The sequence below is a fragment of the Wenzhouxiangella sediminis genome (assembly GCF_003410055.1).
Taxonomy (GTDB): Bacteria; Pseudomonadota; Gammaproteobacteria; order Xanthomonadales; family Wenzhouxiangellaceae; genus Wenzhouxiangella; species Wenzhouxiangella sediminis.
In genome coordinates, this window is the sequence record NZ_QUZK01000016.1 from 1 (window position 1) to 20,016 (window position 20,016).

General features: G+C 67.4%; 19 protein-coding genes. 5 read left to right on the plus strand and 14 right to left on the minus strand.

Annotated features, from left to right (window positions below):
- Window positions 1-119: 119 nt before the first annotated feature.
- The 8 genes from phnE (DZC52_RS03440) to DZC52_RS03475 form a co-directional block, all read right to left on the minus strand.
- Window positions 120-905: a phosphonate ABC transporter, permease protein PhnE gene (gene phnE / locus DZC52_RS03440; protein WP_116649728.1), complete on the minus strand. Its 786-nt coding sequence runs from the start codon at window positions 903-905 to the stop codon at window positions 120-122.
- On the minus strand, window positions 902-1,690 hold the full coding sequence (gene phnE, locus DZC52_RS03445; RefSeq protein WP_116649729.1) for a phosphonate ABC transporter, permease protein PhnE: 789 nt from the start codon (window positions 1,688-1,690) through the stop codon (window positions 902-904). Before phnE (DZC52_RS03445) ends, phnE (DZC52_RS03440) begins: the two co-directional genes overlap by 4 nt.
- Window positions 1,690-2,481: a phosphonate ABC transporter ATP-binding protein gene (gene phnC / locus DZC52_RS03450; RefSeq protein ID WP_116649730.1), complete on the minus strand. Its 792-nt coding sequence runs from the start codon at window positions 2,479-2,481 to the stop codon at window positions 1,690-1,692. Before phnC ends, phnE (DZC52_RS03445) begins: the two co-directional genes overlap by 1 nt.
- A gap of 27 nt (window positions 2,482-2,508) precedes the next feature.
- Window positions 2,509-3,426: a phosphate/phosphite/phosphonate ABC transporter substrate-binding protein gene (locus tag DZC52_RS03455; protein ID WP_116649731.1), complete on the minus strand. Its 918-nt coding sequence runs from the start codon at window positions 3,424-3,426 to the stop codon at window positions 2,509-2,511.
- Between the two features lie 83 nt (window positions 3,427-3,509).
- Window positions 3,510-5,474, minus strand: coding sequence for a tetratricopeptide repeat protein (locus DZC52_RS03460; RefSeq protein WP_116649732.1), 1,965 nt, complete (start codon window positions 5,472-5,474; stop codon window positions 3,510-3,512).
- Window positions 5,453-6,448: a YheT family hydrolase gene (locus tag DZC52_RS03465; protein ID WP_116649733.1), complete on the minus strand. Its 996-nt coding sequence runs from the start codon at window positions 6,446-6,448 to the stop codon at window positions 5,453-5,455. The genes DZC52_RS03460 and DZC52_RS03465 overlap by 22 nt, the downstream gene beginning before the upstream one ends.
- Window positions 6,441-7,226, minus strand: coding sequence for a lysophospholipid acyltransferase family protein (locus tag DZC52_RS03470; RefSeq protein ID WP_116649734.1), 786 nt, complete (start codon window positions 7,224-7,226; stop codon window positions 6,441-6,443). Before DZC52_RS03470 ends, DZC52_RS03465 begins: the two co-directional genes overlap by 8 nt.
- Entirely contained in the window at window positions 7,223-7,546 is a 324-nt protein-coding gene (locus DZC52_RS03475) for a putative signal transducing protein (protein WP_116649735.1), read from the minus strand. The genes DZC52_RS03470 and DZC52_RS03475 overlap by 4 nt, the downstream gene beginning before the upstream one ends.
- Before the next feature lie 119 nt (window positions 7,547-7,665).
- On the opposite strand from DZC52_RS03475, the gene DZC52_RS03480 reads away from it, so the two are divergent.
- Complete coding sequence (locus DZC52_RS03480; RefSeq protein ID WP_116649736.1) at window positions 7,666-8,703, plus strand: CDP-6-deoxy-delta-3,4-glucoseen reductase; 1,038 nt, start codon at window positions 7,666-7,668, stop codon at window positions 8,701-8,703.
- 67 nt (window positions 8,704-8,770) lie between these two features.
- Here DZC52_RS03480 and DZC52_RS03485 read toward each other — a convergent pair whose 3' ends face one another.
- The 3 genes from DZC52_RS03485 to DZC52_RS03495 form a co-directional block, all read right to left on the minus strand.
- Window positions 8,771-12,178, minus strand: a complete 3,408-nt coding sequence (locus DZC52_RS03485; protein WP_116649737.1) for a bifunctional diguanylate cyclase/phosphodiesterase — start codon at window positions 12,176-12,178, stop codon at window positions 8,771-8,773.
- Between the two features lie 150 nt (window positions 12,179-12,328).
- The gene (locus DZC52_RS03490; protein ID WP_116649738.1) at window positions 12,329-13,654 is read right to left on the minus strand and encodes an MFS transporter; all 1,326 of its coding nucleotides are present in this window, start codon (window positions 13,652-13,654) and stop codon (window positions 12,329-12,331) included.
- Window positions 13,655-13,661: 7 nt separating this feature from the next.
- Window positions 13,662-14,492, minus strand: coding sequence for an SDR family oxidoreductase (locus DZC52_RS03495; protein WP_116649783.1), 831 nt, complete (start codon window positions 14,490-14,492; stop codon window positions 13,662-13,664).
- Between the two features lie 149 nt (window positions 14,493-14,641).
- On the opposite strand from DZC52_RS03495, the gene DZC52_RS03500 reads away from it, so the two are divergent.
- Window positions 14,642-16,066: a right-handed parallel beta-helix repeat-containing protein gene (locus DZC52_RS03500; protein ID WP_181918749.1), complete on the plus strand. Its 1,425-nt coding sequence runs from the start codon at window positions 14,642-14,644 to the stop codon at window positions 16,064-16,066.
- A gap of 10 nt (window positions 16,067-16,076) precedes the next feature.
- On the opposite strand, the gene DZC52_RS03505 is transcribed toward DZC52_RS03500, so the two are convergent.
- Window positions 16,077-16,415 (minus strand): DUF5808 domain-containing protein, encoded by a 339-nt coding sequence (locus DZC52_RS03505; protein ID WP_116649740.1) that lies wholly within the window; start codon window positions 16,413-16,415, stop codon window positions 16,077-16,079.
- Between the two features lie 9 nt (window positions 16,416-16,424).
- Window positions 16,425-16,841, minus strand: coding sequence for a GntR family transcriptional regulator (locus tag DZC52_RS03510; protein ID WP_116649741.1), 417 nt, complete (start codon window positions 16,839-16,841; stop codon window positions 16,425-16,427).
- Between the two features lie 140 nt (window positions 16,842-16,981).
- Here DZC52_RS03510 and DZC52_RS03515 point away from each other — a divergent pair, with 140 nt between their 5' ends.
- Genes DZC52_RS03515 through DZC52_RS15455 form a run of 3 tightly spaced genes read left to right on the plus strand, consistent with a single transcriptional unit; the run spans window position 16,982 to window position 18,875 of the window.
- Window positions 16,982-17,521, plus strand: a complete 540-nt coding sequence (locus DZC52_RS03515; RefSeq protein WP_116649784.1) for an RNA polymerase sigma factor — start codon at window positions 16,982-16,984, stop codon at window positions 17,519-17,521.
- Window positions 17,518-17,973, plus strand: a complete 456-nt coding sequence (locus DZC52_RS15450; RefSeq protein WP_181918750.1) for a hypothetical protein — start codon at window positions 17,518-17,520, stop codon at window positions 17,971-17,973. Before DZC52_RS03515 ends, DZC52_RS15450 begins: the two co-directional genes overlap by 4 nt.
- Before the next feature lie 2 nt (window positions 17,974-17,975).
- Window positions 17,976-18,875, plus strand: coding sequence for a DUF4097 family beta strand repeat-containing protein (locus DZC52_RS15455; RefSeq protein WP_181918751.1), 900 nt, complete (start codon window positions 17,976-17,978; stop codon window positions 18,873-18,875).
- A gap of 71 nt (window positions 18,876-18,946) precedes the next feature.
- Here DZC52_RS15455 and DZC52_RS03525 read toward each other — a convergent pair whose 3' ends face one another.
- Window positions 18,947-20,011, minus strand: coding sequence for a GGDEF domain-containing protein (locus DZC52_RS03525; RefSeq protein ID WP_116649743.1), 1,065 nt, complete (start codon window positions 20,009-20,011; stop codon window positions 18,947-18,949).
- Window positions 20,012-20,016: the final 5 nt, after the last annotated feature.

Sequence of the window (20,016 nt, forward strand, 5' to 3'; positions counted from 1 at the left end):
GAACCCCGAACCCCGAACCCCGAACCCGGAACCCCTTAGCCTTTCCTGAAACCTCTTCCCCCAAAACCCAAACACCCCACCAGATCCCCGGAACCCCGAACCCGGAATCCCTTGGTCCATCAACCCCGGATGATCCGCCGCCGGATCTCGCCGGAGACCATGTCGATGGCCAGCACGATCAGGATGGTGAGCACCAGCACCGCCGCGGCCTTGTCGAAGTGGCGGTAGCGCAGGGTATTGAGCAGCACGCCGCCGACCCCGCCGGCGCCGACCACGCCGAGGATGGCCGAGGCGCGGATGTTGAGTTCGAAGCGGAACAGCCAGTGGGCAATGATCTCCGGCAGCACTTGCGGCAGTACCGCATAGCGCAGCGCCAGCAGCCGCGAGCCGCCGGCAGCTTCGACGGCCTCGACAGGACCGAAATCGATCGCGTCGACCACTTCCGAGCCGAGCTTGGTCAGCATGCCGATCGACGAGATCCCGATGGCCAGCGCACCCGCGAAGGCACCCAGGCCGACGATCGGGACGAAGTAGATCGCCAGCAGGATCTCGGGGAAAGCGCGCGTGGTCGCCGAGATGAGCTTGACCACCCGGGCGAACTTCGGAAACAGGGTGCGTGCGCCGAGCAGGGCCAGCGGCAGGGAGAAGATCGCCCCGACGATGGTGCCGATCCAGGCGATCTGGATCGACTCGGCGATCGCCGGCAGCACCTTCTCCCAGCCGTAGGCCATGTCGGCCGGCCAGAAGAAGCTCAGGACCTCCGCCATCTGCGCCGGCAGCTTGCCCAGCCGGTCGGGCGAGAAGCCGATAGCCCACATCGACCAGAGGAAGAGCGCGCCGATGATGAAGGTCGCCCAGGTGGCGCCGCCGATCCGTTTGTACCCCTTGAGCGCCGGATCTTTCATGCCAGGCGCCTCCGGATGGCTTCGGAGATTTCTTCGATGATCAGCACCGCAACCAGCACGACCAGCACGATCAGGGCCACGCGCTCGTATTCGAAGTTGGCGCGCTGGGTCTCGAGAATCATGCCGATACCGCCGGCGCCGACCAGGCCCAGAACCATCGAGGCGCGCACGTTGAGCTCGAAGGCGTAGAGCGCATAGGAAACGTAAGTTTGCATGGCCTGCGGAATGGCGCCGAACTTGAGCATCTGCAGCCAGGTACCGCCGACGGCGCGCACCGCCTCGGGCAGGCCCATGTCGATCGACTCCAGCGACTCCGACCAGAGCTTGGAAATCACCGCGATCGTGAACACCGACAAGGCCAGGGCGCCGGCCACCGGCCCGAAACCCACCGCCGTGGCGAAGAGCATGGCCCAGAACAGGTCCGGCAGGGTGCGCAGGATGTTCATGAAATTGCGGTCGCCGAACCAGATCACCCGGCCCAGGGTGAGGTTGCGCGCGGCCAGCACCGACACCGGCACCGACAGGACGCCGCCCACCACGGTGCCGATGATGGCGATGTTGAGCGTCTCGAGAAACGGCTCGGCCAGGCGCGGCAGGTAGCTGAAATCCGGCGGCCAGGACTCGGCCAGCAAGCGCCCGCCGCCGGTGATGTTGCACATCAACTCGATGAGCGAAAACCCGATCCCCTCAGCCGACCACCAGGTCATGGCCAGGAGGAAGGCCGTCACGCCGCCGATCAGCCACCAGTTCTTCGGCGGTTTCGTGGGCAGCGCGCCGCGGGCCATCAGATGGCGTCCTCGTTGAGCACGTCGTCCTCGGTAAAGTCCCGCCCGTAGATGTCGCGGAAATCCTCGTCAGTCACCTTCTTGGCCGAGCCGTCGTAGACCAGCTCGCCGTGGCGAAGGCCGATGATGCGCTCGCCGTACTCGCGGGCCAGGTCCAGGAAATGCAGGTTGACCAGGGTGGTGATGCCCAGTTCGCGGTTGATGCGCACCAGGTCGCGCATGATCTGGTGGGTGGTCACCGGATCGAGCGAGGCCACCGGCTCGTCGGCCAGGATGATGGCCGGCTGCTGGGCCAGGGCGCGGGCGATGCCCACGCGCTGCTGCTGCCCACCCGACAGGGAGCTGGCGCGGGTCCAGGCCTTCTCGGGAATGCCGACGCGCTGGAGGGCGTCGAGCGCGATGTCGCGATCGGCCTGCGGCCAGAAATTGAACATGGACCGCCAGGCGGGCACGTGCGCCAGGCGGCCGATGAGCACGTTGGAGAGCACGTTGAGGCGCTTGACCAGGCGAAAGTCCTGGAAAATCATGCCGATGCCCTTGCGCAGCTCCCTCAGCTCTCGGCCCTCCCGCTGCGGCACCGCCCGGCCATCGATCTCGACCGAGCCGGCGGTCAGACGGTTGAGACCGTTGACCGCCCGCAGCAGGGTCGACTTGCCTGCCCCGGAGGAGCCCACGATGACGACGAATTCGCCCGGCTCGATTGCCAGGTCGAGATTCTTCATCCCGACCGTGCCGTTGGGATAGGTCACGCCGGCGCCGGAAAAGCGGATGCGGCCGCGCTGTTCAGTCATGTCTTCTCCCCATCTCGCTTGTTCTCGTCATTCGCGCAGCAGTTCGTAGGCATCGCGCACGGGGTCGTAGAGCCCCTCGGTGGCCGGCACGAAGCCGTCGATTTCGTAGAGCACCCACAGCACCTTCTCCTCGCGCGGCAGGTCGGCCTGTTCTTCGGTGAGCTTGACGAAGGCGTCCTTGATGGCCTGCTGCAGGTCGTCGGGCAGGCCCGGGCGAACCTGCACACCGTCGTTGGGAATCATCTCGGTGTGCGCGAAGGTGATCACCTCCTCGCCGATGTCGGGATACTGCGGCTCGACGAACAGGCGAACGTCGTCGTAGGCCACGGCGAAGCGCACGTCGCCGGAGTAGACCGCAAGCGCCGCCGAATCGTGACCGCCCACGAACAGGCCGTCGACGTCCTTCTGCGGATCGATGCCGTGCTGCATCAGGTGCACGGAGGGAAACAGGAAGCCCGAGGTGCTGTTCGGATCGGTAAAGGCCACGGTCTCCCCGGCCAGCACGCGGACATCGCCCTCGCAGGTCTTGTAGCCGCGCTCGTTCCGGACCACCGGCGTGTTGCACACCGAAGGATCGTTGGTCATGAACTGCGAGCGGTAGCCGGTCTCGCCGTTGCGCACCGAAATCAGGATGGTCTCGATGTCGTAGCGACGCTGGCCGAGCATGGCGGCAAACGGCGGCAGCATGCCGATGTCGGCCCGCCCGGTGCCCAGGGCCTCGACCAGGCCGGTGTAGTCCTGCGGCACGAAGCTGGTGACCGGCATGCCGAGCTCCTCGCTGAGGAAGTCGGCGAGCGGTCCGAGATTGTCGACCATGGCCTCGGCTTCCAGAGACGGCACGAGGCCCAGCACCAGCTCCTTCGGCCAGCCGCGCTCGTCGACCTGGTCGCCCGGGCAGCACGCCGCCAGGGATACCGCCAGCAGTGTCAGGAATGCAGCTCGCAACGGGTCCGCCCTTGTGAAACTGGCGCCATGTTATCGGATTTGTCGCGACCGAACATGACGCTCCCGTGACGCCCCCTGCGGCCTCAGTCGGCCGAAGGATCCGCGAACAGATCGCCGTAGTGTCGCCAGTGTCCGGTCGGCTTCAGGGCCGTCAGCCGGCGACCGATGGACTCGGCCAGGGCAGCGCGGTCTTCCAGATCCAGCAGGCGGGCCAGCTCGGCGGCCACTTCGCCGGTATCGCGCTCGAGATCGCTGCGCGAGAACACCAGGAACTCCAGCGGCAGGCGCTCGAGCAGCGTTTCGAGCACGTCCTGTTCGCGCTGCCAAAGGGCGCGCAAGTCCTCGATGCCGCGATAGCCCGAAAGGCGCCAGTCCAGCTCCAGATCGCGCAGGTCGGCGTCGGCCAGCACCACGGCACTGCCGGGAAAATAGCGGGCGAGGGCCGGAAGTGCGGCCATCGGCAGCCACATCGGCTCGAGCACGCGCTCGGCCTTGCGGTCGGCCTGGCGCAGGTAGCGCTTGCGCGCCAGCCGCACCTGGCCCTCGTCGGCCGAGGAGAGATCCTCCGGCCAGGCCGGCAGGCCCAGCGCTTCGCGCCGCTGCCGCGCATCCTCGCGACCGAGAACGCTCGTGCCTTCGTGCTCTGCCAGCGCGGCCAGCAGCTGGTCGCGTCCACTGCCCGGCCAGCCGAGGATGAACACCGGCTGAGCTCGCTCGTCGGCCGGCGGTTGCGACGGCCAGTCAGCGCCGTCGAAAGCGGAAAGCGCTTCGTAGAGATCTTCCGGCAATTCCTCTTCGGCAGCCTGCAGCAGGGCCGGCGAACGCCAACCGGTGCGGCGCAGGTGTTCGGCGGCCTCGGCATGCTGATCCGCCTGATCGAGCGCACGCGCCAGCATCCAGCGCATGTAAGGATCGTCGTCGCCCTCGGCCGCCAGCGGGCGAAGCGCGTCGATGCAGGCTTCCGGCCGGTCGTCGGCCAGGGCCAGTCTCGCGCTCAGCAGCCGGGACTGGCGCTTGAGACGGGGGCTGGCATCGTTGTGGAGACCGGCGGCCAGTTCGGCCGCTCGGGCACGATCGCCCTCCAGTTCGGCCAGCTGCGCGCGAATCAGCTGCGCGGCCGCCGGCCAGTCGGCTTCGATCTGTTCGAGCAGTTCCCGGGCACCGGCGGCTTCGCCGTCGGCCAGGCGAAGCTCGGCCAGCATCAGCAGGCTGGCGGCGTCCAGCAGCTGCTGGCGCGACAGCGCCTCGAGCCGGCGACGCGCCTCGGGCAGGTAGCCGAGCTGGCGCAGGGCGTGAATCTCCAGCAGCGCCAGGCGATGGTCGGTGGCGCCGCAGCGACGCGCCTCGGCGGCCGCGGCCAGGGCCTCGTCGGGTCGTCCGCGCTCGAGCAGCAGCTGGCCCATGGCGCGATGGATTTCGCCGTTGTTCGGGGCCGCGGCCAGGGCGTTGTTGAGACAGCGCTCGGCGAAATCCGGGTGACCGCTGCGCTTGAACACGCGCGCGGCGGCCAGCTGCGCTTCGATGCTGTTGGGCCGCATCTGGACGGCCCGGGTCGACAGCTCATAGGCCTGGTCGACCTGGCCGGCCTCGAGCAGCCGCTCCGACAGGCCCACCAGCGCGGGTACGCAGTCCGGGTGCGCGCGCAGAGCCGTCCGGTAGTGGCTCTCGGCCCGCTCGCCGTCGCCGGCGGCCAGGGCCTGGTGGCCCAGCTCGACGCGCGCCAGGGCGTGGTTGGGGTCGAGCAGGATGGCCTTGTCCAGCGCCTCGGTCGCGCCCTTCTCGTCGCCGGCCTGGCGTCGGGCCCGGCCGAGCTGGAACCAGGACTCCGCGCGCGAATCGTCCGAGGCCACGGCCTGCTGCAGCGTCTCGAGGGCGTCATCATCGCGGCCCTGCGCTTGCTGGCAGGCGCCGATGATCAGGGTCGCGTCGATGCGCTTGTCCTCGGGCAGTTGCCCGACCAGGTCGCGATAGGCCTGTTCGGCGCCCGCGAAATCGCCGCTCTCGAACAGGCGGCGCGCCTGCCGGATCAGTTCTCCGTCAGTCTGCATAATTCACTCTTCACTCTCTGTTCTATCCAGCTCTCCAGCCGCCAGTTGGCCAGGAAGCCGCAGTGGCCGCCGTGCTCGTGCACTTCGATATCCAGGGCCGCCGGTCTCGGCAGCGCCCGGATATCCTCGATCGGAATGATCGGGTCGTCCGCGGCGGTAATGATCAGGGTCGACGTTTCCAGGCCGGCCAGGTAGTCGCCGGCCACCGAATACCCTTCCAGGTAGGCGTCGATGTTCTCGAACTCGGTGAGGCGCTCGACCAGCCACTCGGTCTGGGCCCTCACCCGTCCCAGGCGAAACCAGGGGTGCAGATTGTACCGCTCGGGGAAGAGTGATTGCTTGTGCTTGAGCGACTTGCGCCACTTGTGCACGAAGTAGCGCTCGTAGATGGGCAGACCGCCCTCCATGGCGTCGAGCACGTTGTGCGGACGGATCACGGGGCTGACCGCGATCGCCCGACGGATGTCGAGCCCCCGCTCCGGCGCGTGGCGCGCGATCCTGAGCGTGAAGTTGCCGCCCAGCGAGAACCCGGCCAGGAACACCGGACCGTCGTACTCGCCGGCCACGGTTGCCACGGCGTCGAGCACTTCCTCGAGCAGGCAGGAATGGAACAGCCCCTCGTTGAGGTGGTGCGAGCCGCCGTGGTCGCGAAAGTTCAGCCGGAACGTGTCGAAACCCGCCTCGTCGAGGGTGACCGCCGTCGACAGCAGGTAGTTGGAATCGACACTGCCTTCCCAGCCGTGAAGCATGATCACGAGCGCGTCACGTCGGCCCTTCTCGGCGCGATTGGAAAAACCCAGCAGCCGCGTGCCGTCGCGCGCGGTGACGATTCGCTCGGTCCGTCGGGCCAGGTACTCGCCCGCGCGTTTTTGCACCTTGCGCCGGCGCAGCGGTCCGGAGGTGAGAATCGACTGGACGTGCGGACTGGCCAGCAGGCCGCGCGGGGCGAATTCGGGCAGCGACGATTCAGGCATTGTCGTAGAAATCCTTGACCACGGCGCCGGCCTTCTCGGCCAGGCGGCGCCGGCCGTTATCGTAATCCAGGATGGGCTCGCCGATCATGATGCGCCCGGTCAGCGGAGGCTCGGCCATCAGGCGAAAGAAGTTGCGGAGGAAACTCTCGTTGGGACCGAACACGAACTCCTCGTGCAGGTCGTCCTCGCGCTCGTAACGGATGGCGACCGGCACCACCGGCAATCGCGTGCGAATCGCCGGTGCGAACAGCGGCGCGTGAAAGCGATTGACCCCGCGGTCGGGGCGAATACCGCCCTCGGGAAAGATACCGACCCGGTCGCCGCGCCGAAGCAGCGCGGCCATGCGGCGCCCGATCTTCTGCCGCGACTCGAGCTTGCCGCGCACGATGAAAAGCGTACCGCCGACGTGCGCAAGCCAGCCGATCAGGGGCCAGGCGCGGATCTCGGCCTTGGCGACCAGCCACATCGGCCACAGCGCCTGCAACAGGACGATGTCGAGCCAGCTGATGTGGTTGGCCACGACCAGGCAACCGCCCTCGGGCAAGCGCCCGGAGACATCCAGGCGCACGCCGAACAGGCGCAGGGTGATGCGTTGCCAGGTGCGGTGCGCACGCTTACGCAGCGGCATGCCGGCCACCGGAATCCGATTGATGCCGGGCAGGAAGCACAACAGGGTCAGCGGCAGGCCGACGAAGGCGTGCAGCAGGAACAGGGGCACGCGCCAGGCCAGTCGCCAGGGCGTGCGAAACGGGGGGCGCTGCCGGACCGGATCGATCATCCTCGCGTCCCGCGGGTGTGACCGCAGCGCCAGCAGGTGGTGAACTGGCCCTCGAGGCGCTCGTCGCAGTCCGGGCAGGTCCAGGGCTCGCCGTCGCCGGCCTCCTCGCGCCGCGCGAGAATTCCCTTCGCCCGCTCGAGATCGCGCTCATGCACCCAGATCGACGGCCGAGCGCCCTCGGAATAGTAGATTTCCACCGCCGCCGTCCACAGCTCCATGCTGCGCACCTGGACCTCGAGCCCGGCCGACTCCAGCAGGCCCCGCAGGAAGCCCGCCTCGATCGGATCGTCGGCCGTAATCAGTTGGGTCCAGTCGCTCACGTGGGTCGAGCCCTCATCGGGCGGGTTCGGTGGGCGCGCAGGTTAGCACAGGGTCGTGCCGCCCACTCACCCGCAATCTGGCATCATGTAGCACTTGCTGTAAACCAGTCGCATTTTCGGTGTCCACCTCCCACAACGCCCAGATTCGAATCGCCTCCACCGGCCGCGAGTTCAGCGCACGCGAAGACGAGACCATCCTGACCGCGGCCCTGCGCCAGGGCATCGTGCTGCCCTACTCCTGCCGCAACGGCACCTGCGCCAGCTGCAAGTGCCGCCTGGTCGAAGGCGAAATCCGCTATCCCTACAATCCGCCCGCCGCGCTCGAGCAAACCGAGCTGCACGACGGCCAGATGCTCAGCTGCCAGGCCGTGGCCGCCGGCGACGTCGTCATCGAGGCGCGCGAGATCGAACAGGTCGAAGATATTCCCGTGCGCCTGCTGCCGGCGCGCGTGGAAACCATGGACCGTTTCACGGACGACACCATGCGCCTGCGCCTGAAGCTGCCAGCCGCCGCCCGGCTGCAGTTCCTGGCCGGCCAGTACATCGACATCCTGCTGCCCGACGGCAAGCGCCGCGCCTTTTCGCTGGCCTCGCCCCCGTCGGAAAAGGAGTTCATCGAGCTCCACGTCAAGCACGTCGACGGCGGCGGCTTCACCGGCCATGTCTTCGGCGACATGAAGCTCAAGGAGATCCTGCGCTTCGAAGGTCCGCTGGGTACCTTCTTCTTCCGCCGCAGCTCCGACCGCCCGGCCGTCCTGGTCGGCGGCGGCACCGGCTTCGCGCCGCTCAAGGCCATGGTCGAGGAACTGATGCACGCCCGCGACGAGCGGCCGCTGGAGTTGTTCTGGGGCACCCGCAGCGAGGCCGATCTGTATGCCGCCGAGCTGATCCGGAGCTGGCAGGCCGAACACCCCGCCCTGAACTTCGTGCCGGTGGTGAGCGAACCGGGCGAAGACTGGACCGGCGAGACCGGCTTCGTCCACGAGGCTGTCCTGCGCCATCACCCCGACCTGTCCGGCTGGGACGTCTACATGTCCGGCCCCCCGGCCATGATCCACGCCGCCCGCCCGGCTTTCATCACCGCCGGCGTGCCCGAAGACCGCCTGTTCTACGATTCCTTCGACTTCGCCCCGGACGTGCCGCCGGCCTCGGGGTGAGCCCACCTTGCCCGAAACGACGCTTCACCCCTTGAATCGACCCCGATAAGCGGTCGTTTGCGCTGACTCATCGGAGCGATCTTTCGGGGAACTCGTCGAAATCGGCAGCGGGCAAGGGCCTGGCGAACAGGTAGCCCTGGGCAAGGTCGCAACCATGTTCGCGCAGGAGAGCGAGCTGGGCTTCGGTTTCGACCCCCTCGGCGAGCACCTTGAGCTTGAGACTGCGGGCCAGCGACAGCGAAGCGATGACCAGTTCGGCATCCTTGGGATCTTCGGTGATGTCGCCGACGAAGCTGCGATCGATCTTGAGCGTGTCGAAGGGGAAGTGCCGCAGGTAGCTGAGCGATGCGTAGCCGGTGCCGAAGTCGTCCATGGCGACGTCGATGCCGCGCGCCTTGAACTCGGCCAGCGTCGAGGCGGCCTGGCCGCGCTCGTCGAGCAGCACGCTCTCGGTGACTTCCACCTGCAGCGCCTGGCCCGGCAAGTCCCGGCTCGAGAGCGCCCGGTCGACGATGCCGACGAGGCCGGGATCGCGAAACTGCTGGGGCGAGACATTCACCGAAACCCAGAATTCCGGATCCCGGTCGATGCGCCAGCGGGCGGCCTGCTCGAGCGCCCGTTCGAGTACGTACTGCCCCATGGCGTCGATCAGCCCGGTCTGCTCGGCGATGGGAATGAACTCGTCGGGCGTGACCGGGCCGAGCGTCGGGTTGTGCCAGCGCAGCAGGGCCTCGGCGCCGACCACGCGGGCGTTGCGCAGGTCCACGATGGGCTGGAAGACCAGCGACAACTCGTCGCGCGACAGGGCACCGCGCAGCTGCTCTTCCACGCTCTGGCGCCGTTCCACGTCCCGGTTCATCGCCTGCGTGAAGTAGTGAAAGGTATTGCGCCCCTCGCCCTTGGACTGGTACATCGCGATGTCGGCGTTGCGCAGCAGGTCCTGCGAAGTGGTGCCGTCGTCGGGCGCTATGGCGATCCCCAGGCTGGCGGTGAGCACGAACTCGCGGCCCTGGATGTGAAACGAATCCCGAAAGCTCTTCAACAGCTTTTCGGCCACCGGCTGGGCCGCGGTGGGACGGTCCAGTCCGCCGGCCATGATCAGGAACTCGTCGCCGCCGAAGCGGGCGACCGTATCCTGCTCGCGCACGTCGGCGAGGAGGCGCTGGGCGGCTTCCTTCAGCAACTGGTCGCCGGCCCCGTGCCCCAGGGTGTCATTGGCCTTCTTGAAGTGGTCCAGATCCAGGAACAGCACGGCCACGTACTCGCCCTTGCGATCGGCGGCCTTGAGCAACTGGTCCAGGCGATCGAGCGCGAGGATGCGGTTGGGCAATCCGGTGACCGGGTCGTAGTGCGCGAGCTGGCGCATCTTCTGCTCGGCCTCCCGCTGCTGGGTAATGTCGCGCAGCGTGCCGGCACATCCGACAATGCGGCCGTCTGCGTCGCTGGTGGCGCGAACGTTGACTTCGAACCAGCGGAAGTCGCCCCGTTGCGTCAGGTAGCGCACTTCCGAGCGCGCCGCCGACTGGCGGCCCGCCATCAGTTCGCGAAATTCACGTTCGCTGCCCTTGCGGTCCCTGGGGTGGACGAACTCGATATAGCGCTGGGCCATGCTCTCGGCCACGGGATATCCGGTGATCTCCTCCCAGGCGGGATTCAGGAAAGTCCAGCGGCCCTCGGCGTCGGCCTGGAAGACGACCTCGCGGATATTGTCGACGACCGAGCGATATTGCGCTTCGCTTTCGGCAATGGCCGCCTCGATGCGCTTGCGCTCGGTGATGTCCTGGATGAAACCGACCATGCGGCGGGCGTTCTCAGGCGTACCCTCGATCTCTGCATGCACCTTGATCCAGCGCACCCGACCGTCGTCGGGCCGAATGATCCGGTGCTCTAGATCGTACGGCACGCCCGTGTCCCGGGTCAGTCGTACCTGTCGCCGGATGTCTTCGATCTCTTCCGGATGGGCCAGCGCCAGGGCTTCCTCCAGGCTGATCCGCTCGGCGCGCAAACCGGTGACGCGACGCCACTCCTCGGACGGCAGGAAAGCATCTTGCTCGAAATCCCACTCCCAGCTGCCCAGGTGCCCCAGGCGCTCGGCGTGCGTGCGAAGCGTTTCGCTGTCGCGCAGGGCCCGGGCGGTGCGCTCGCGCTGGATCACCGCCCCGAAAAGGTCGGCCAGCACCTCGAGCAGGCGAATCTCTTCCTCGCCCCAGGAACGCTCCCGCCGCACCGAATCGAAGCCCACGAAACCGTGCAGCTCGCCGCTGACGACGATGGGCACGACGACAAGCGACTGAATGTCCTCTTCCTCGAACACGACCCGATCGCTGTCCCATTCCGGCGGCAGGTCGGCGACGCGCGGCACGTGCATGACCTCGCGACGCTCCATCATCTCCACGACCCGGGGAACGGCCTCGCGCGGCAGGCCCTGAAGATTCTCGATCTCGGGTTTGATGCCGGGGGCGCACCATTCGTGCGTGTTGTCCATCAAGGACCGACCCTGCCGGAAACAGAACAGGTAGCTGCGATCGACGCTGCAGTACGACCCGACGCGACCGAGGACTTCGGTGATGACGTCGTCGAGGTCCGCCGCGTCCAGGGCGATGAAGCGCTTGGAGGCATCCACCAGCGTGCGCTGCAGCCCCGACAGGTAATCCAGGGCCGCTTCGGTGCGATAGACATCGGTCATGTCGATGCCCAGGCCGGTCAGGAACTCCTCGCCGCCCAGGGTGATGCGACGGCCCTGGAAGTGATAGTCGCGGGTGGTGCCGTCCTTGAGCAGCAAAGGCGCCTTGAGCAAGGCCTTGCCGTCCTCGAACACCGCGCGCATGGCCTCATCGGCCTTCGGATGCTCAGCAGGCTCGAAGAAGTCCCAAACCGTCATGGCATCGAGCTCTTCGGCTGAGTACCCGGTCAGCGACTCGAGGTTGGCGTTCCACTGGCGCATGCGGCCGGTCTTGTCCACCAGGTAGAAGATGCCCGGCAGGCTGTTGACGATACCGCGGGAAAAATCCGCCTGCCAGCGCTGTTCGGCGGCGATGCGGCGCCGCTCGGTCACGTCTCGAACCGATGCCACGGCCAGCATGCCCTGATCCGACGCAACCGGGCTGAGGCTGATTTCCACGGGGAACTCCGTGCCATCGCGACGACGGGCGAGCAAATCCAGCGGCTCGCCCATCGGCCGCACCGCCGGCTGATCGAAGTAGCTGCGTCGGTGCGCCGAGTGACCGCCGGCCAGCTTCTCGGGCACCAGCACCTCCACCGGCCGACCGGTCAGTTCCTTGCGCTCGTAGGCGAAGAGCTGCTCGGCCTGCCGGTTGGCCAGCCGGATGCGCCCGTCCCGATCCACCACGATCATGGCGTCCGGCACGGCGTCGAGAAGCTCCTGCAGGTCGTGGTCGGCCAGGCTGTCTATGCTGCCGATGGCACCGACGGCTTTGGAGCCGTTCGCGAAACCCTTCTCGGAATGAGACGTCAACGGCACCCCCCGCCGGCGCTTTGCGGTAAATCATCGGAATGTATCACGATCCGCATTCAATGGCCGCTGCCGGGCTCACGGCAACCCCGGCACGCGCTTGCCGAATGCCGTCGCGGCCCTGAGCCGTTGGGCGGCGCTTCCCCCGTACCATCAGACGCGTGATTCGCCCTCCCGGACCTGGTCGGGTTGCTCCGGAGCATCGTCGAACTCGGCCGCTTCTGCGGCCTCGGCAAAGCTGTACGGCTCACCCTCCTCGTTCTGCAGCTGGTAGTCGTAGGCCGCCTGCAGCCCGGTATCCTCCTCGGCCTCCTCCTCGGCCTCGTGCTCGATGTTGCGGGGGTACAGGGGCGACAGAATGGCTACGAGAATGCCGGTTGCCGCGAACATGGCGAAAGCGTCGGCATAGCCGAAATCGTCGACCAGGCGCCCCACAACCGGAGAACCCGCTGCCTGGCCGAGTGCACAGGCCATGAACGGCAGCACCGGCCCCATCGACATCCGCCCGGGCAGGAGACGAATCCCTGTCATCAGGTACAGGCCGGTCAGGCTCATGTAGGCCAGGCCGAATACCAGCGCCGAAAAACTCGCGAGCACGATCTGGGCGGGGCTGGCGGCAAGCAACGCCAGGCTGGCCGCGAGCATCATCAGCATCAGCGCGTGCGTGATCGGCGGATTGTTGCGATCGGCCAGGTCGGCCACCAGGGCGCCGCCCAGGCCGGCGATGCCGACCGCCAGCCACAGCCAGCCGGTGGCGCCGGGCGGCAATCCGCCCAGACTGACCACCAGGTCCGGCGCGAAGATCCAGTAAGCCGAAGAGACGAAACCCATCACGAAGGCAAACAGTGAAAGCTGGAACAACCGCGACCACTGCAGCTTGCTGATGGGCGGCGGCGGCGCCGCATTCGCCGGCATGACCCGCGACACCGACGGAATCAGGAACCAGGCGCCCACCACCCCGACACCCGCGAGGACCGCAAAAGACGCGTAGGCGAAACGCCAGGCGCCGGCCATGAACAGGACAGCCGGCACAGCCACCGCCACGCCGATGCTGGTGCCCGCATTCATCACCGAGCTGACGCGCCCGTGCAGCGTGCGCTTGACCAGCGCCTGCATGGCCGCCGTCAGCGCCGGCATCATCAGACCCGTGCAGATACCGCAGGCGAACACGCCCGCTCCCAGAGACATGGGTCCGCTCGCCAGGCTGATCAGCAGCAGGCCCGCTGTACCAAAAACACCGGACAAAACCGCGGTGTAGCGCGCGCCCAGACGGTCGGCTGCCAGCGGCGCCACCAGTGTCGCCAGCAAGAAGCTGATCAGCGGCAGGGCGCCGATCATACCGATGACATATGGCGTGAGCCCCAGTTCGGCGCGGATGGGCGGGACGAACAGGCCGAAAGCGAATCGCGCCAGACCGTAGCTGATGGCCACCAGGGCGGCCCCGAACAGAGCGAATCGCGTGCTCGAAAGCGACTTCATGCCGGCACTACGACCCGGACGCCAGGTCGCCCCACCAGTAGGCCGCGGTAACCCCGCCGTCAGCCAGGAAATCGCTGCCCGAGATGAACTGCGCCTCCGGCCCCATCAGGAAGGCCCCCAGCGAACCGATTTCGTCCGGCGTGCCGGCGCGGCCGGCGGCACAGGCATCGATCATGCGCTGGTATTGGTGGCTGTGCGGGCCGCTCAATTCACGTCGGGAAAGCGGCGTGACCACGATGCCCGGACTGACCGCATTGACGCGCGCGCCCCGGCGCGCCCAGCGAACCGATTCGGCCTGGACACGAAGCGAACTCCCCCGCTTGGCAATCTGGTAGGCGAGCAGCGAGTCGGTCACGCGCTCGGACTGCAGCACGGGCAGGTCGAGCAGCTCGTCGGCGGGCGTCGTGGCCAGCGCTTCGGTCTCTTCAGGCGCCAGGGGCGCGAGGCGATGCCCCGCCTGTGAAGACACAACCAAACCCGAGCCGCCGTCGGCGATCACGGTGCCAAAGACATCGAGCACAACCGCCGTACCGTAGAGATCCACCTTGAAGATGATCTCCGGGGGAGCGTTCGACGGCGACACTCCGGCGGAGTGAATCACGCCGGTCACCTCGCCGAGACCCGTTGCCTGTTGCGCCAGGGATTCGACCGAGGACCGAGAACTCACATCCACCGTGGTGGGCTCCACCTCGAAACCGGCATCGCCCAGTACCGTTGCGACGGCCTCGGCGTTGTCCTGCTGCAGGTCGGCCAGCAGGATCCTTTTGCCGGCGCTCACGCGGCGGGCGATGGCCTGGCCTATCGATCCCGATCCGATGACGACGATGACTTCCGGCATGATCACTCCCTCGCTGACGGGCGGGCACGAAACCAATCTAACAGGTTGTGGGTGGTCGGCCAAAGGCCCGCTGCAGGACTTGCCGCGGCATCGCGGCCGGTTTAGATTGGTTTTGCCGACAAGGGGTTACGACGATGGGGCATCGAACCATGCCGCCGACGAGAATCCTGATCGCCGCGCTGGGCTTGATCGGCCCGCAGGTACACGCCGCCGACTACCCGGTCGGCCCCGGGCAGGCCTACACCTCGATTTCCGACGTGCCCTGGGAAAGCCTGGGCGCCGGTGATCGCGTGCTGATCCACCACCGCCCGGCACCCTACGCGGAAAAAATCCTCATCGGCGTCAGCGGCAGCCCGGCCGACCCGATCATCGTGCGCGGCCTGCCGGGCCCGAACGGCGAACGGCCGGTGATCGACGGTCGCAATGCCACCACGCGCCAGGCGCTCGACTACTGGGGCGAAGAGCGCGGCGTGATCAAGGTGGGCGGCTCCAGCGTGCCGCCGGACAACACGCCGAGCCATATCGTGATCGAGGGCCTGGAGATCCGCTCCGCCCATCCCGACCACTCCTTCACCGACGATTCGGGCCAGCCGGGCACCTACACGGACAACGCCGCTTCCATTTACGTGGAGAAGGCCAACGACCTGACCATCCGCGACTGCGTCATCCACGACTCCGGCAACGGCATCTTCGTCGGCGCCTTCAACGGCGAGACCCGAAACATCCTGATCGCCGGCAATCACATTCACGACAACGGCATCGAGGGCAGCATCTTCGAGCACAACACCTATACCGAGGCCATCGACATCACCTACGAATTCAACCGGTTCGGTCCCTTACGAGCGGGCGCCGGCGGCAATAACCTGAAGGACCGCTCGGCGGGCCTGGTCGTGCGCTACAACTGGATCGACAGCGGCAACCGGCAACTCGACCTGGTCGACGGCGGCAACGCGGTCGCCGGCGATCCCGGCTACGACCGCACGTTCGTCTACGGCAACTTGCTGATCGAACGCGACGGTGAAGGCAACAGCCAGGTGCTCCACTACGGCGGCGACAGCGGCAACACGGCGAACTACCGGAAAGGACGATTGCACTTCTTCCACAACACCGTCGTCTCCGCGCGTACGGGCAACACCACCCTGATGCGGCTTTCGACCAACGACGAGAGCGCCGAGCTGCGCAACAACGCCGTGTTCGTCACGGTCGCCGGCTCCCACCTGGCGCTGCTCGACGACACTGGCGCGGCCGACCTGTCGGGCAACTGGCTCAAGCAGGGATGGCAGGACTCGCACGGCGCCCTTTCGGGCAGCGTCAGCCTCGGCGCCGGCAACATCGACGGCACGGATCCCGGCTTCGTCGATTTCAACGCCGAGGACTACCAGCCGGCAAACGGATCACCGCTGCTGGACGGCGCCGTGGGCCTGCACGCCGAAGCCGGCGGCCATCCGGTCGACCGCCAGTACCGACGGCACCTGCAGTCCATCCCCCGCGACACCAGCGCCCCGATGGACATCGGCGCGCTGACGCCGGCTCTCGAGCCGGTCTTCCGGGATCGATTCGAAGTGCTGCCCTGACCCCCCAAACTCAACCGGCGCCGAGCGACCAGACCACCAGCGCCGCCGTCGCGGCCAGGATGGCGGTCAGCAGGAACCAGGCCGAGGGCCGCGCGAAGTTGAGCGTGAAGCCGACGCCGAATCTTTTTTCCACCCACATGGCGGGATCGGCGGGGTTGAAGTAAATCAGCCCGAGCTTCCAGGCCGAGTCGGGTGAGCGGTCGCCCTGGGCCGGCTCGCCGGGCCGGGCGAAGCGGCCGGTTGCCAGCATCCACACGGGCAACAGCAGCACGGCAACGAGGCTGCCGATGTTGACGGCCAGGCCGACCGGGCCCGTAATCCAGCGATATGGCGATGGCGAAGAGGACATCAAAAGGGGTCATGAAGAATTCCTCCGGTCGTCGATCATTGCCTCGATGGATGCATCCAGCGCGCGACGTTCCACGCCCAGTGCCTCGTAGCGGGCCCGCAGATTACGCAGTTCCTCGGTGAATTGCCGCGCCAGCGCCTCTGCGTGGCGGGCGTCCAGCTCCGGTGTCGACCGTTCCAGTACCACGGTTCCGGCACGCCGCTTCAGCGCCAGCCAGCCCTCGGCCTCGAGCGTGCGATACGCCTGGGCGACGGTGTTGAAGTGCACGCCGAGATCCCTCGCCAGCGCCCTCGAAGACGGAAGGGCGTTTCCCGGCGACAACTCGCCGCTGACCAGCAGCCGGCGCAGGCCGTTGACGATCTGCTGGACGATGGGCACGTCGGAATCGACGTCGACGGCCAGTGCAGGCGCTTGTACATTAACCATGTACAAATTATGGCGCCGAACACCCGGCCCCGTCAATGTATAGCCAAACCATACAAACAAACCCCGATCTTTTTGCGCACAATCCGAACAATCGCCCGGGCCGTTCCAACCTTTTGGAGCGCGGGCGCATCCTTTCCCACATGCAGACCGCAGCCATGGCCATCGACAGCGAAGCCGACGACGACGCGCCCCTGGTGGATGCCGCGCAGTCCGGCGATACGGAAGCGTTCGCCGCGCTCTATCGCCGTCACGCCGGCGCACTGATGCCGATGCTCTGGCGCCTGTCGGGCGGCGACCGGCCGCTGGCCGAGGACTGGCTCCAGGACGCCTTCGTGCAAGCCTGGCGCCGCTTGGACCAGCTGCGCGACCGGAAGGCCTTCGCCGGCTGGCTGAGGCGGCTGGCCGCCAACGTGGCCCTGGCCGACCGCCGGCGCGGTCGCCTGGCCACGGTCGACGCCGAGGTCGATCCCGGCGCGCCGGAACCGCCCTGGCCGGCGGCCGACCTGGACCTGGAACGCGCCATCGCCGCCCTGCCCGACCGGGCTCGCCAGGTGCTGGTGCTGTTTCACCTCTCCGACCTCGGCCATGCCGAGATCGCCGAGCTGCTGGGCGTGGACATCGGCACCTCGAAGGCGCAACTCCACCGCGCCCGAAAGCTCATCAAGGAGGCACTGCAATGACCATCGACGACCGCGAACTGGATCGCCGCCTCGAGGCGCTCACGCGCGAGGTCGACGCGGACGAGGCCCTGTGGCCGGGTATCGAGCGGCGCCTGCGGCCGACCCGCCGCTGGCCGGCGATCTCGGCCGCCGTGGCCGCGGTTGTCTTCGGGGTGATGCTCGCCTCGCTTGCACTGTTCGACCGCGAAACGTCCGACGGCCCGCGATTCGTCCAGGACGACACCGAAGCCATGCGCAGCGCGGCGGCGCAGAGCTTCGCGGTTTCGCGGGCAGAGGCCGCTGCACCGCTCGAGCGGGCCTGGCAGGACAACCAGGCCGCCATCGAACAGCTCGAGCAAGCGCTCCAGAGCGACCCCGACAACACGCTGCTGCTCGAATTTCTCAGCGAGGCGCGCCTCAGGCAGGCGCGCCTGATTCAACGAGGGCTATTCCCACCGGAAAGGAGCATATGACCATGAAAACCATCGCAACCACATTTCTTGCCGCCGGCTTGCTGGCGGCCGCCGGCCCGACATGGGCCGAGGACGTCCGGGAAGTCCGCGACGCCGCACCCGATGCGCGCATCGAGTTCTCGGCCGTGACCGGCGACTTCACCGTCATCGGCCACGAAGCCGCAGAATTCGTCCTCGAGGGCCGACTCGGCGACGATGTCGAAGAGCTGGTGATCGAGGGCGACTCGGATAACTGGCGCATCGAACTCGAACCGGTCGAAGGCAATTTCGAATGGGGATCGAACCATCGCTCCTCGGAATTGACCCTGTATGTGCCGCGCGGCAGCGACCTCGAACTCCAGACCGTCAGCGGTGACATGACCGTCCGCGACCTGTCCGGTCCCGCGCTCGAGGTGGAATCGGTCAGCGGCGACCTCGAACTGAGCGCGATCGACTCGGCTGAAATCGACATCCAGACCGTCAGCGGCGACGTCACGACCGAGGCGGTCACCGGCGAGGAAAGTGACTACGAGTCGGTCAGCGGCGACCTCAGCATCCGGGGGGCGCGCGGCCGCATCGATGTCGAGGCCGTCAGCGGCCACGTCGATCTCGAGGCCACCGAGGTCAGCGACTTCGAGAGCGAAACGGTCTCAGGCGACCTGAAGGCCCGCCTGTCGCCGAGGCCGGGGGCGACGCTGAGCCTGTCGAGCCACAGCGGCTCGCTCGAGCTGCTCCTGGCCGTGAGCGACACGCCCCGCATCCGCGCCGAAACCTACTCTGGCCGGATCGAAAGCGATTTCGGCGAAGTCGAGGACGCCGGTTTCGGCCCGGGCGCCTCGCTTCGGGTCGACGGCGGATCGGGCGCGGTGGAGGTCGAAGCCCAGACCTTCAGCGGCAGCCTCACCATCCGGCGCGCCGACTGACCGAGACACCGGCGGACAAGCCGTCCGCGAAATTGCTTGACGGCCGGCCCCGGCAGCGGGGCCGGCCCTATTCAATCCGAAACGATCCGGTCGCGACCTTCCGCCTTGGCCCGGTAGAGCCGCTGGTCGGCCGATCGAAGCAAGGTGTCGAGATCGGCACCGTCGCCGCCCACGGTGGCGATGCCCACGCTCACCGTATGCGGGCTGTCTGCCGCCTCCTCGCACCACCGCGCGGGCTGCTCGCGCCAGGCCAGGCGGAGCCGTTCGGCCACCTGCCTGGCCACCTCCTTGGTGGTCCCCGGCAGCAAGGCAAGAAACTCCTCGCCGCCGAATCGGCACAGGAAATCCTCGTCGCGAAGTTCCGAGCGGAGTCGGTGCGCGAATGCCACCAGCGCCCGGTCGCCCGCCGCGTGCCCATGAGCGTCGTTGATGTCCTTGAAGTGGTCAAGATCCATCAACAGGATCGACAGCGCCCGGCCGTCGTGACTGGCCGCGGCCCGCAAGCGTTCGAAGGTCTCTTCGAGGAGATTGCGGTTGGGCAACCCCGTCAGCGTGTCCGTGGCGGCCATCTCGCGCAGGCGACGCTCGCTGCGCTCACGGCCGCGTTCATAGACGTGCGCCAGGGCCAATCCGAGCATCCCCGCCAGCGAGAAGTTGGCCGCCCCCGTGAATGACGAGCTTTCGGCCGGCATGCCGAAGCGATACCAGGCCAGCAAGGCCGCGCCCGCGAAGCTTGCCAGGGAGACGGCCAGTCCCAGCCGGCTTCCGAGAAGAAAATGCAGGACCAGCGGGAGCAGAATCGGCCAGACGAAGACCGAGGGCGAGGCCCCCGGCATGGCGAGGATCGACAGCATGGCCCCGGTCCAGGGAATCACGTAGGCCACGGCCCAGGCCCGGAACCGCGGGGTGCGACCGATGATGGGCAACAGGATCAGCGAGTAGGCGACGAACGCGAACTCGACCACCGCCGCCGGCCAGAGACCGCGATAGAGGTTGAGAACCGCGAAGAGCAATCCGCCCAGGGCGGTGACGACCATCATCGCCCGCAGTACGGTGCGACGTTGGCGGTCACCCCCTGACGTCGTGATGGTCATTGCCTGGATTTCTTCCTTGGCATGGCGAGCGTTTGCAAGCATGGGTC

Excerpts from the sequence above, each read along its gene's own strand:
- DZC52_RS03515 (WP_116649784.1), top strand. The coding sequence starts at position 16,982 with ATGCAGACCGCAGCCATGGCCATCGACAGCGAAGCCGACGACGACGCG.
- DZC52_RS03500 (WP_181918749.1), top strand. The coding sequence starts at position 14,642 with ATGCCGCCGACGAGAATCCTGATCGCCGCGCTGGGCTTGATCGGCCCG.
- phnE (WP_116649728.1), bottom strand. The coding sequence starts at position 905 with ATGAAAGATCCGGCGCTCAAGGGGTACAAACGGATCGGCGGCGCCACC.
- DZC52_RS03460 (WP_116649732.1), bottom strand. The coding sequence starts at position 5,474 with ATGCAGACTGACGGAGAACTGATCCGGCAGGCGCGCCGCCTGTTCGAG.
- DZC52_RS03525 (WP_116649743.1), bottom strand. The coding sequence starts at position 20,011 with ATGCTTGCAAACGCTCGCCATGCCAAGGAAGAAATCCAGGCAATGACC.
- DZC52_RS03495 (WP_116649783.1), bottom strand. The coding sequence starts at position 14,492 with ATGCCGGAAGTCATCGTCGTCATCGGATCGGGATCGATAGGCCAGGCC.
- phnC (WP_116649730.1), bottom strand. The coding sequence starts at position 2,481 with ATGACTGAACAGCGCGGCCGCATCCGCTTTTCCGGCGCCGGCGTGACC.
- phnE (WP_116649729.1), bottom strand. The coding sequence starts at position 1,690 with ATGGCCCGCGGCGCGCTGCCCACGAAACCGCCGAAGAACTGGTGGCTG.
- DZC52_RS03505 (WP_116649740.1), bottom strand. The coding sequence starts at position 16,415 with ATGTCCTCTTCGCCATCGCCATATCGCTGGATTACGGGCCCGGTCGGC.
- DZC52_RS03465 (WP_116649733.1), bottom strand. The coding sequence starts at position 6,448 with ATGCCTGAATCGTCGCTGCCCGAATTCGCCCCGCGCGGCCTGCTGGCC.
- DZC52_RS03490 (WP_116649738.1), bottom strand. The coding sequence starts at position 13,654 with ATGAAGTCGCTTTCGAGCACGCGATTCGCTCTGTTCGGGGCCGCCCTG.
- DZC52_RS03510 (WP_116649741.1), bottom strand. The coding sequence starts at position 16,841 with ATGGTTAATGTACAAGCGCCTGCACTGGCCGTCGACGTCGATTCCGAC.
- DZC52_RS15455 (WP_181918751.1), top strand. The coding sequence starts at position 17,976 with ATGAAAACCATCGCAACCACATTTCTTGCCGCCGGCTTGCTGGCGGCC.
- DZC52_RS15450 (WP_181918750.1), top strand. The coding sequence starts at position 17,518 with ATGACCATCGACGACCGCGAACTGGATCGCCGCCTCGAGGCGCTCACG.
- DZC52_RS03470 (WP_116649734.1), bottom strand. The coding sequence starts at position 7,226 with ATGATCGATCCGGTCCGGCAGCGCCCCCCGTTTCGCACGCCCTGGCGA.